The sequence below is a fragment of the Bacteroides difficilis genome (assembly GCF_048319815.1).
Lineage (GTDB): Bacteria > Bacteroidota > Bacteroidia > Bacteroidales > Bacteroidaceae > Bacteroides > Bacteroides zhangwenhongii.
In genome coordinates this window covers 595010-606756 of sequence record NZ_CP182814.1, presented here as the reverse complement: position 1 = coordinate 606756, position 11747 = coordinate 595010, and the positions used below count along the sequence as shown (strand labels likewise).

8 protein-coding genes are annotated in these 11747 nt (G+C 38.3%); all 8 read right to left on the bottom strand.

Translation table 11 applies throughout. From position 1 onward, the window contains the following. Positions 1-4 precede the first annotated feature (4 nt). A complete protein-coding gene (locus ACNOGP_RS02310; RefSeq protein WP_418213983.1) occupies positions 5-1414 on the bottom strand; it encodes a putative oxidoreductase C-terminal domain-containing protein in 1410 nt (469 codons plus the stop codon). Between the two features lie 9 nt (positions 1415-1423). Continuing rightward, positions 1424-2428: a Gfo/Idh/MocA family protein gene (locus ACNOGP_RS02305; RefSeq protein WP_418213982.1), complete on the bottom strand. Its 1005-nt coding sequence runs from the start codon at positions 2426-2428 to the stop codon at positions 1424-1426. Positions 2429-2434: 6 nt separating this feature from the next. Continuing rightward, positions 2435-3226: a glucosamine-6-phosphate deaminase gene (locus ACNOGP_RS02300; protein ID WP_029425922.1), complete on the bottom strand. Its 792-nt coding sequence runs from the start codon at positions 3224-3226 to the stop codon at positions 2435-2437. Further along, positions 3207-4394 (bottom strand): N-acetylglucosamine-6-phosphate deacetylase, encoded by a 1188-nt coding sequence (gene nagA, locus ACNOGP_RS02295; RefSeq protein WP_186966440.1) that lies wholly within the window; start codon positions 4392-4394, stop codon positions 3207-3209. The genes ACNOGP_RS02300 and nagA overlap by 20 nt, the downstream gene beginning before the upstream one ends. 35 nt (positions 4395-4429) lie before the next feature. Continuing rightward, a complete protein-coding gene (locus ACNOGP_RS02290) occupies positions 4430-5743 on the bottom strand; it encodes a sugar MFS transporter (RefSeq protein ID WP_270492019.1) in 1314 nt (437 codons plus the stop codon). 123 nt (positions 5744-5866) lie between these two features. Next, on the bottom strand, positions 5867-7516 hold the full coding sequence (locus ACNOGP_RS02285) for a glycoside hydrolase family 32 protein (protein ID WP_270492021.1): 1650 nt from the start codon (positions 7514-7516) through the stop codon (positions 5867-5869). 17 nt (positions 7517-7533) lie between these two features. Then, positions 7534-9138, bottom strand: coding sequence for a beta-N-acetylhexosaminidase (locus tag ACNOGP_RS02280; RefSeq protein WP_418213981.1), 1605 nt, complete (start codon positions 9136-9138; stop codon positions 7534-7536). A gap of 90 nt (positions 9139-9228) precedes the next feature. Continuing rightward, on the bottom strand, positions 9229-11742 hold the full coding sequence (locus ACNOGP_RS02275; RefSeq protein ID WP_270492024.1) for a hypothetical protein: 2514 nt from the start codon (positions 11740-11742) through the stop codon (positions 9229-9231). Positions 11743-11747 lie beyond the last annotated feature (5 nt).

Below are 11747 nucleotides of genomic sequence, written 5' to 3'. Positions count from 1 at the left end.
TCATTTATTTATCTCTTGACTTAGCCATTTCTACTGCAGTGGTAGTAATATAGTATTTAGAGATTGTGTTTTCATTCTCCCATTCCGGCATATCCTTGTATTGAAGATAATGCAAGAATGTTTTGGCAACTTTGCTGAAATGAGCTTCATGTCCTGATCTGCATACTTGTGGAATATCAATCAGATAAAGTCCGTTCTTTCTTTCTTTTATAGATAAGAATGGATAAGTATCTTGCAATTCTTTAATGGTTTTCTCCAGCTGAGTCTTGAATGTGGCATTTTCAGTATTTTGGGCTTTTTGGATGTAGAGCTCTTTTATAAATCCGTTCTCTTTATTCTGGACTATTTTTAATGTGGCTTTGCTACCTTTTTTGATAGAGGTGAAGGTGTCTCCACCATTAGTTGGAGGAGTATAGTTCCAAATGACTTTCATTCCTATATGAATTCCTTTAATCGTAAAATTTAATGTTCCATTTGCCAGTACTTCCAATACATTATTCTTTACGTATTTATGAAGATAAGGAGGGAAAGAATCCATTTGAGTTGATTGGCAGAACTCTGGCAATGTGATTGGAGTGGCCCAGTGTGTAGCTTTGGTTACTTTCACATCCGACAGATAATGGATCGTTTTGTCCGGAAAACACTGCCATTGCACCAGATCAATAAGATGAGTGGTTACATCAGCAATACCTTCACCTTGTTGCGCTGTATCGTAATACCAGGCAGGCCTGAGCAATGGTTTGCCGGATACGTTTTTGAAAAAATGGTGAACACTTTCCATAGTGATAGAAGGATTCTCCGGTGAACCTTGCTGTAGTTCGCCGAACAGTTCCTTCTTTTGTAATAATTCTTTTTCTATGATGTTGAGAATATCATATCGCTCTGTCATCAAATCATATAAAAGAAGGTCTTTTTCTTTCGCCAACTGATAAGCTTCAACCAGTAAGTCGAAGTCTTGTTGGGTGATAGCTAAAGGCTTATCCGAAAGAACGTTGTATCCAGCCTTGATGGATTCTATTATATATTGTGTCTTTTTTTGATTGTTTCCTGCTAAAACAACAACATCTCCTCTCTGTTCGGTGAGCATCCGGGAGAGATAATCATCTCCTGTATATACTTGGCTTACCCATGAGGTGGGGGCCTCTGCACGCTGGTTATAAGAGTTGATACTTTCCATATATTGGTTGAGTCCTGTCCCTTCGGGAGCATATATGTGGATTGTATCGTTGACATCTGTCAGCGTGTCTTTTTGGAGTAAACTGGCATGGAAATGTCCCGGATCTAAAACGATCAGCTCTATTTTACGAGATTCGTTCGTGTCTGCTTCATTGTCAGCCTGTCTTTTAGATAAGGAGCATGAGGCAGTCGCCAATGAAAGTATTAAAAAACCTATATTGTTGTATATGCGTTTCATCCTTTATTCTTACTTATAAGCCTTAATTAATTTCTGTGCATCTTTTCTACCTTTTTGATAAGCTTCTTCCAATGTGACGATTCTTCCATTCTGCTCTTTACTCATATTAGAAGCTTTCATAAAAGTGAATATTTCAATTGTTTCTTCTTTTGAAATAGGTGCAACTCCTGTTTGGAAGAATGTTAGGATTTGTTTGAGGAGTACTTTATATCCCTGATATCCTCCGACGGTTACTGCGCCTTTGGGTGTAAAGGCTGTACCTCCATAAATCTGCGGTCCTTTGGTGATTCCTCGAAATGTGCCGATTCTTCCGTCTTTCCAGCGCCCCACTACAATATCCCCTCTGTCAGAAGACATACGGTTGACAGACTCACATCCTGTACCCATAATAGTGTACAGAGTCTCAACTCCATGAATCCCATAAAAACCGAAATCCGGATGGGTAGGCTCCACTTTATGTGGAGAATAGCAGTCTGCTCCTAAAATTTTGCCTAGTTCTCCATTCCGCAGTTTCTGATTTTGGGGAGTAAACCGCAAGGCAGAGGATGAAAAGATCGGTATGTTGTATCTTTCCGCCATCTCGTAGATAGCAATAGCATCTCCTAATGTAGCTCCGATAGGTTTGTCTATGTAGCAAATCTTACCAGCTTTGAATACCTCCATTGCCTGCTCCAAATGAAGCCGTCCGTCATTTGTTTCCAGAAGTACACAATCTACTTTATCCAATAGCTCTGCTATGGAAGGAACGATTTCTACTCCTTGTGCTTTTACTTTTTCAATATATCCGGGAATACGTTCATAGCTGGATTGAATTGTTTTAGAACCATACGGATAAGCGGCTACTATCCGGAACCCTTTAGAAAAAGTTTCATCGGAACCGCCATTGATCAATTCTGTAAAAGCGGTAGAATGGGAAGTGTCCAAACCGATGATTCCTATTCTCATTATTTTTTGTGCGTATATACTGGTGCTGATCATCAGTAATATAAAGAAAAAAGCGATTCTGTTTTTCATGATTGGTTATAGATTTATCTGTTCTGCACTTTCTGCGTCCAAATATAACGAAGATTTTTCTTTTCTTCGCAATATACTAGCCGGACATTTTTCTGAAATTTCACCGTAAATAGCTCGATATACTGCATGGGCCTTATTTTTGAAAGGTACAATACAAAACATCCATTCTGCTTTTAGCAAGGCGGGAATTGTTAGTGTCAATGCTTCTTTGGGTACTAAATCCAGTCTCTCGAAGCATTTCTCGTTGACTTGCTGCTGGCGGCATACCGGATCGAGTTTTACGATCTTCACCAGTTTGGGGTCATTGAAATCAGCCACATCCGGATCATTGAAAGCAATGTGCCCGTTTTCTCCGATACCCAGACAGACAATGTCCACCGGATACTTAGTAAGTAGATTGGCATATCGTTTGCATTCTTCTTCAAGGCTCTCTGCACGTCCATTCAGGTAGTTCACTTTTTTGAAAGGAACTTTATCGAAAATACGGATGCGGAGGAAATGACCGAAACTTTGTGGCGCGTCCGGATGAATACCGATGTATTCATCCATATGGAAGGCATTAATTCTGGTCCAGTCAATTCGCTTATCGTGAATTAGATGATTTAAGAATTCGTTTTGTGAGGGAGCGGCGGCAAAGATCATATTGATTTCAGCCTTTTCTTCCAAGAGTTTGCAGATTCTGTCAGCTACTTCTTTTGCTGCTTCGTTGCCCATCTGTTGGAGAGTGGGATAAATTTTAACGGTCAACAGCTCTTGTTGAAATACTTTGGTTTCTGATTCATTTACTATAGATAACATGGCCTTCTGATATTGTGTTAATAACATGGATTTGATTGTCGAAAATGACGATGTCAGCATCTTTGCCTATTTCAAGAGAACCTTTAGATGAATCTATATGTAAGATGCGGGCGGGGGTAAGCGTCATCATGCGTACAGCGTCGGTGAGAGGAACGTCGGCTACTTGTATCATAGTTCTGACTAAGCGGTCGGTAGTAGCTACACTGCCTGCAAAGGCTGAACGGTCCGGCATTTTTGCAACTCCGTCTTCGATAATTACTTTCTGACCATTGGTCAGACTTCCCAGAATGGATTCTCCGTCCGGCATTCCTGCTCCTCGCATTGCGTCAGTGCAAAGTGCAGTTTTATCGGGTCCTTTGAATTTATAGACAAACTGAAGAAGCGGTTTGGGGAGATGTATGCCGTCAGCAATGATTTCCACAGTTATGTCGTCAATCAAATAGGCTGCTTCCACTACTCCTGCATATCGAAAAGCATTTCTGCGTGTTACGGATGACATGGCCGAATATAAGTGGGTAACATGGGTATACCCGGATTTGTATGCTTTTTCCACTTCTTCATAGATTGCGTCGGTATGTGCAATGGAAGCGAGGATATGCTGTCTTTGCAATTCTTTACCCATTTCGATAGCTCCTTCCAGTTCCGGAGCAACACTCCAACGCACAATATCCTGTGAGACATTTATAATATGGTTATATTCTTTTGGATATGGCTTTTTAAGAAATTTAGGGTCTTGGGCTCCACATTGGGAGGGTGAGAAATAAGGACCTTCAAGATGTAACCCTATAAACTTAGCGCCTTTATTGTTGAGGCTTTTTGCTTTTTTGTAGGTGGTAAAAGTATTCATTAATTCTTCATCGGTACAGGTTAGCGTTGTAGGTACCATAGCTGTTGTTCCGTACTTCGCATGAACTTCCGCGATCCCTAGAAATGCTTCCACTGTTCCGTCCATAAAGTCGTGCCCGCCACCCCCATGAACATGCATATCAATAAAACCGGGAGATACATACTGCTGTTTCGCATCTATTATTTGATCGTCCGGGTTTATTTCAAGCATTTCATTGGTGACGATTTGTTCAATCTTTCCGTTGTTGCATATCAATGCTTTACCGGTATCTATATGGTCCGGAAAGATGAGTTGTCCATTTATAATGATTAGTCTCTTCATTTTATGTTGTTTGAGGTTTATTCATCATTTGTTTTTTATCTCCATGAAGTGATCTTGTGCCCTTTAACAGCAAAGAATACAAGATAAAGGAAGCAAGGGATTAATACCCAGTAGCCGATACGCAAATCATATATTTCAGCAAAATGACCGTAAACTAACGGTAGGATCGCATTTCCACAAAGTCCCATGATTAGCAGTGAGGAACCTGTTTTCGTAAACTTTCCTAATCCATGAATGGATAATGGCCAGATACCTGCATAAATTAGTGCATTGGGAAAGCCTAGTGCATTGAGAAAAAAGATGGAGGCATTGGCTTGATGGCCGAAAAGAGTTACATTAAAGTCAGCCAATACAACTCCAAATGAGAGGAATAATCCTAGTACTGTACACGCAATCAGTGCGTTCTTTTGTGAGATATATTTGGGGATTACGATGATTCCCAATATGTAGCCGATCATTGTACATGCCAAAGTATATGAGGGAAATGCTTTTGCTTCCAGTAAATCCATACCCATAGAATTGGCATAATTAATGATAGTGTCAATGGCTATTACTTGTGTTCCTACGTGAAAGAAGATCGCTAATGCGCCTAAAATGAGGTATGGAAAGCCAAAAATATTTTTCCGGTTGCTATGCCCGCTTTCTTTGTCGTCTGTCGCATTCTGCTCATCCGTATTAATTTCCGGTAAGACAGAATAACGGATACCGATTCCCGCTAATAAAAGCAACACTCCTAGTATAGCGTACGGAACGATAACACGTTGTATCAGCTCGTTAAGCATGGCATTTTGGGTTGTTGCATCCAATGTACCCGATTCTATCAAGGCAAAAAGTTCACTGTCATCTGCTTTCAGAATCAGTGCTGCGAAAATGAGAGGAGAAATGATTCCGGCAAATTTGTTACATATCCCCATGATACTGATACGCCGGGCAGCACTGTCAATCGGACCGATAATGGTTACGTATGGATTGGCTGCTGTTTGCAGGATTGCCAACCCTGTTCCTATGGAAAACAAACCGATCAGAAAGATCTCGAATTGTCGGGCTAAAGCGGCCGGAACGAATATGAAAGCCCCCAATGCAGTTAGCATGAAGCCGTACATAATCCCTCGTTTGAAGCCTACTCTCTTTAACAGCACTCCTGAGGGAACGGCCATTACAAAATAGGCAATATAGAAAGCAAATGCTACAAAGTAGGATTCGAAATGTGTCAGTTCGCAAGATATACGGAAATAAGGAATGAGTATGGAGTTGACCCAAGAGACAAATCCAAAAATAAAGAACATTCCGGCGAGAATGGCTATTGAAATGTAGTAGGTCTTTTTATTTGAGGTATTATTGTTTTCCATTATTATAGATAAATTAGTTTACAGGGTTTTCTTATTTTCTATTTGCAAAGTTAGGTATGTAGAAGTGATGTTTTTAGAAGAAAAGCGAAAAGCTATATTCAAAAAACGTATTCTTATCAAAGGTTATTTTATAAAATCATTCTGTAATTCTTTGTATGTACTTTTCATCTGCCAGACATCCATACTTATAAGTGTTGCATCCGTTCCCTGTGATTTTAGTGAAATGCCTGTACTTTCTTTTTTCCCAGGATAAACTCGTGCTGTTACCACTTGTTTGTCGTTAACAAAGACTTCAACAATACTTTTGTCTATAAATATATGCAACTTGAGCGTTTCGTCCGGCTTAAGATATACAGGAGCAAGTTCTGGTGCTCTGGATATTACATCCGGGAGTATGGAAGAGTGAGCGGTTTCAAGTGAGATCAAACTCCATCTTTGATTTTTCATTGCAGGATTTGTTCTGACTAAGTCCACTCCTCTATCCTTGAAAAATTTGATAGAAGTAAATTCCTCTTTATCTGGTGAACGTAGAACATTCATTTCTATCATTGGCGAAGAGTTTATATTGATTTCAGCCTTGATTTCAAGTGCATTTCCTTTTATGTTATCGATTATGATTTCCTCGTTTGCCGGTAGGTTGAGCTTATCTATATGTTTATGGTGGGTACGAAGTGATTCATAATCTCCGTATGGTTGTATGTTGATTGTGTCACATTTATCTAATGTGAGCCTTCTTGGAAGGGTTGTTATACCCCTCCAACCGGACGTCTTTTTACCCGTATGCATATTATGTATAACTATGACTCCTCCTTTGCCATCACTTGTTGCGCTTGGCGCATGTACTCCTCCGGGAAGAAAAGACATGAAGTTAAAACGTCCGTGAAATGTTGGATAAAAACAATGTTCTTCTTTATTATAGTCGCCTAATAAATACTGGCTACCGGTTGTATGACTAAAAAATAGAAAGATGTGCCTGTTTCCTATTGGCCAGAAGTATGGACATGAGGCGTCTTCTCCTGGTGGTAAAAAACGTTCATTTTTCATGAAGTCATGTTCGTATTTCCAGTTTTTTAGATCTTTTGAAGAGAAAAGAGATGTTGATCTCATTGCTTTGTGTCCCGGACCTGTATTTGTTCGCCCTCCTGTTACGGCGTAGTATATGCTGTCTTCTTTCCAAATGGCAGGGTCAAACACATAATATGGTAGAGTTTCTCTAGATTTAACTCTTGGAATAGCCGGTGTTGCTATCTTTTCCCAGTTTAGTAATAATGGATCGCTGGATGTAGCCACAATATCTCCTAAGTCAACTCCATAATACATAGCTATGACTTTGTCTTTTTCGGCTAAGGTAGCACCGGAATAGCACATGTTTTCTGGACCGGGATATAAAGCTATGGGTAGATCTTTCCAATGAATTAAATCATGACTGACTGCATGTCCCCAGTGTTGTCTGAAATCCTTAGAGGGCAAATATTGATAAAATAGATGCCAGTTTCCTTGCCAATAGCATAAACCGTTAGGGTCGTGTAAAATACTTTCCGGACTGGAAAAGTGATAGATTGGTCTGTAGGGATTGTCTTTCCATTTTCCCCGGCATTCGTTTAAATACTGCACGAAAGGATCTTTTTCTAGTTCTCTTAATTGCTCTTTAAGATTGCTGGAAAAGTTTTTCTGCAATATCTTTGACTTGGGATAGGATGCTTGTTGAGCATAACATTCTATTGCAAGGAATATAGTACAAAATAGAAATGTGTAAATATTAACTCTTTTCATTTTTCTGAATGTTGGTTTTATCTAACAGGTTCTCCGGTTTCTTTAGGGGCAAAAGGATTTGAATAGTAGATATGATCTTTTTTATATAAATCAAATTGTTTTTTTAGACGTACATTGAAAGAATCGATATTTTTATTCATTTCTTTTGCCCATGCATTTTCGGCCAGTGCTACTATCCGGGGAAAAAGCATATAATCAAGTCTGTCCTCTGTTTCAATACGTTCTGTCCATAGATTAGCTTGTATTCCTAGTATGTTGCAATTTTGAGGATATTTGACAGGTATATCTTGTGGACTGAAAGAATATACTTTTTGATAAGAGTTACATGAGAATTTTCTCCAGTCAACCCCATGTACTTGTAAAGTGTCTTGTGCATAATCAAGATACATTGGCAATCGTGGACATAATACAATATTAAATTTTCTATCTAATGATTTCTGGAGTTGTTCAGGTCGGTTCTGTCTCCAAAAAAATACGATGGTCTGCTTTGGAGATAATTTGGAATCAGCCACTTCATCCCAAGCTGCTACTTTATTATGGATAAGCAGAAGTGAATCAGCCATCCTTTGGAAAAAGTAATTCTCTACGTCTTTTAAATTCTTCATTTTTTCATGTTTCATCAAATCTTGGACATCCTTGTTGGTATTCCAGTCTTGATTACCATAATGTACTTCGTCTCCTCCAAGGTGGATTATTTGGGAGGGGAACAGCGCATCTACTTCTTTTAGGATGTCTGTTAAATAAGTGTATACAGAATCTTTCCCAGGATTGAAGGTATATCCGGGATATTTAGGAGAACCGCCACTACTAAATTTTGGATATGCTTTGGAGGCGGCAGACGCATGTCCCGGCATATCGATTTCAGGTATGATATGTATGTTTCTTTCTCGAGCATAAGATACAATTTCTTTTATTTCTTCTTGTGTGTAGAATTGTGCAGAGGTGTATTCTTCTCCATAGTTTCCGATTCCTCCAATAAGAGCTAGTTTGGGATATTTTTTTATTTCTATTCTCCAACCTTGAGAATCTGTCAGATGCCAATGAAATCTGTTTAGCTTATAAAAGGCCATCCAATCCAAAATCTGTTTTACTTTTCTCATACCCCAGAAATGACGGGCTTCATCTAACATAAAACCTCTCCACGCATATAAAGGGCTGTCTTCTATTTCCCAGCACTCGACAGGTATAAAGGTGTCTTGCTGCATGGATAATCTAGTTAATTGAATTAGAGACATGATGCCATTTATCATTCCGCTTGGTTGTCCTGCTGTAATAGTTATGCTTTTGGCGCGCATTTTTAAAGAATATCCTTCTGTATTGAATTTATAGCCTTTTTTAAGTTCAATAATATTGCATATTATGTTTGAATTTTGAGTTTCTTTATCAGGAAGTACACTTACGGCGATTGAAGTATATCGGAGAAGCTCTTTCTGTAGAAGGTAAGCTTGAGGTTCAAACTCTTCAGTATATACAATAACACATCTGTTTGATAGTTGGAATGTCTCATTTATTCTGTTACTGCTTTGTGGACATGGAATTAGAGGGCAGTTGTTCTGTCCATGTATTGTGGTAGTATTTAATATATTTCCAATGAAAAATAATATTAGAAGAATTTTATTCATGTTTTTATCGGATAAAATGAATAATATTACAGTTTAATATAAATGAAACCTTAGCCCATTTATATTAAACTGTAATTAAAGAGCATTTTGTTATTTCGTTTCCGTTAAAGTGATGTCATCTAAATTAACTAATGTTTTCAGTGTTTTTTGTGCACTGTCTATCTCTGGTACTATGTTGAAAAATATAGCACATTTTTCAAAACTCTTACCTGGATTTTTTTGGATGATATCGGGAAGATCGAAAGTAATATTATACTCTTTCCAACCTTCTGTTTTCTCTAACGTGATAACTTTTTCATATGTATAGTCTGTATTTACATTTGCTCCTGTCGAGGACACAATTCCTACGACAATTTTTTCTGCATGGTTTATATTTGCAGCAACATTCGTTGTGCCCCAAACGAGATCTGGACGATAACAGAAAAATTGTAGTTTGTATTTTTTGCTGTTATCTAGAGATAAACGTTGTGCGACTCCTTGGAGGTGTTCTAAATTATTGGCATGACTACTGTATTTAGCTGCATCGGCATTAGCAGCAGTATAAATAACTACAGATTTGTTTCCAGAATGTGAGATTGGTGTCCCGCCGCCTGCATAGGCAGTAGATATATCATCAATATAGGTAAACCAGAACCATGAATTATTGTTGCATCTATGGAACCAGACGTTATCAGGAACAGTAACGGAACCATCTGCTGTAGGAAATGTTTTTTGTGCTGTAGTATCAAAGAAACCGCTAAGCCTTAGAGGGCGGACAAGCTTGTTTGTATGTACGACGGGGTCTATGGAAGATGGCTCTATCTTATCCTCAAATCCGCCATTTGTAATAAGGTTGTCAGTCGCAGGTTTTTCTTCTTCAGGTAATGTTTTGTCGATGACATTTTTATGATTTTCGTAGAAAGTTTTTGTAGCTTTCATGATGCCTAAGTTTTCACTATATTCAATCGGATCATTTTTTTGACAATTACCAATAATAACAATACCATCACATCTCCGGTACAAATATTCAAGAGCATTCAACCAAGTGGCTTCCTTGATCGGTTTGTATGCATCGGCAAAGGCTTCATAGCCTTCTGGAATAGTTCCTGTTTTATTAAAATAATTAGTCATGATACAGGCGAATATTTTCTTGTTTGGATTGTTCCATTTAGCTTCTTCCAGAACTGCAGAACAATCTTGTTTCCAGGTTTCTAAATCGTCATTGATGATTGTAACTTCAGGATATAATACATCTGCATATTCTCTGATTCCTCTCATAGGTTCTACTGCGTATCTCTGCCATGAATCATTTCTTTGAAAATCAGATTGTGTATAATTGGTGACCCTGAGAGAGGTGAGACTTGTAGGACCAACGCCACGATACCCGATTGTAACTTTTGGATTATTATCTTTGAATGTGTCATATACAGTTTGGAAACGTGACATCATTGCGCTATTGTCTGTAGAACGATCCGCATGCCATGTACTGATAGATATACAAACTGGATGTGTGGCATCGGTTGCCAGATTCTTGATCTTATCGATAACAGGAGGATATACACTGCCTTGTTTTTCTACTTCAGAAACACTGGCTTCACTGATTACTGATATGGGTTGTATACCATAACTTAATAGATTTGAAGGAGTATTCTGGAAATTTAGTGAACCATATACATGAAATTCTGTAGGCTCTGAACCACCATCATCGCCACCACCTTCCGGCTTGTCTAATTTTATGTTAGCTTTGTGTCGTTCAATAAATGTTTTTGTAGCACTATACATTGCTTGGACTTTTGTGTCGTTCCATGCAACGTCAGTTTCACCATCTTCACCTTTCCCATTCGACCAGATCACTGCTCCGTCCAGATATGTATAACATCCTTCCAGTATCTTATCCCATTTTTCAGCAGGAATAAATTTCATATAGTCGGGGTTGTTTTTGAGATTGTAATATTGTGGCCAAATATATCCGATGATCTTTTTATCAGGAAATCTCTCTTTTATATATTCTACTGTTGTTTTCAAATCTTTCAGCCATTGATCTATATCCGGAGTCATGATATATAATGAGGGATAAAGGACATCTGAAACTTCACCGGCTGAGAGTCTTCTTTCACTATTTTTCTTCCATAATTTAATAATTTCTTCTTCTGATTCAGTTCTGTTATATCTGAAAACATTTAAATCACTCACAGGTATACCGTAATTTCCGACAGTGCAACTGGGAATCTCTTTTTTAAAAGCGTCAAATACGGTTTTCAATCCGGTTTTAATTTCTTCATCAGTCTTATTCGAATACCAGGCTTCGATGTCGGTGCTGACAGCCTGATAGTTGGAAGTCTTTGTTATACTAATTTGAGTTGCGACTTTATCCATATCAATCTCTTCATTAGTTAGCAAGAAAGCTTCGTAAATTAAGCGTATGTTAGAAATCATATCCGATGTAAGATCCGGTTTATTTTTATAGCTCATCGCATCGTAAACAACAAATTCTTTTGTTTCCGGAGTAGGTTCAACTTCCTCCTCTAAATAAGGAGGACGAATATTATCATCACTACATGCTGTGATGAACAGCATAATAGTAAATAGTAACATGGTAAACCGTCTAATTTCTGATGTTTTCATATTAT

Excerpts from the sequence above, each read along its gene's own strand:
- ACNOGP_RS02310 (WP_418213983.1), bottom strand. The coding sequence starts at position 1,414 with ATGAAACGCATATACAACAATATAGGTTTTTTAATACTTTCATTGGCG.
- ACNOGP_RS02305 (WP_418213982.1), bottom strand. The coding sequence starts at position 2,428 with ATGAAAAACAGAATCGCTTTTTTCTTTATATTACTGATGATCAGCACC.
- ACNOGP_RS02300 (WP_029425922.1), bottom strand. The coding sequence starts at position 3,226 with ATGTTATCTATAGTAAATGAATCAGAAACCAAAGTATTTCAACAAGAG.
- nagA (WP_186966440.1), bottom strand. The coding sequence starts at position 4,394 with ATGAAGAGACTAATCATTATAAATGGACAACTCATCTTTCCGGACCAT.
- ACNOGP_RS02290 (WP_270492019.1), bottom strand. The coding sequence starts at position 5,743 with ATGGAAAACAATAATACCTCAAATAAAAAGACCTACTACATTTCAATA.
- ACNOGP_RS02285 (WP_270492021.1), bottom strand. The coding sequence starts at position 7,516 with ATGAAAAGAGTTAATATTTACACATTTCTATTTTGTACTATATTCCTT.
- ACNOGP_RS02280 (WP_418213981.1), bottom strand. The coding sequence starts at position 9,138 with ATGAATAAAATTCTTCTAATATTATTTTTCATTGGAAATATATTAAAT.
- ACNOGP_RS02275 (WP_270492024.1), bottom strand. The coding sequence starts at position 11,742 with ATGAAAACATCAGAAATTAGACGGTTTACCATGTTACTATTTACTATT.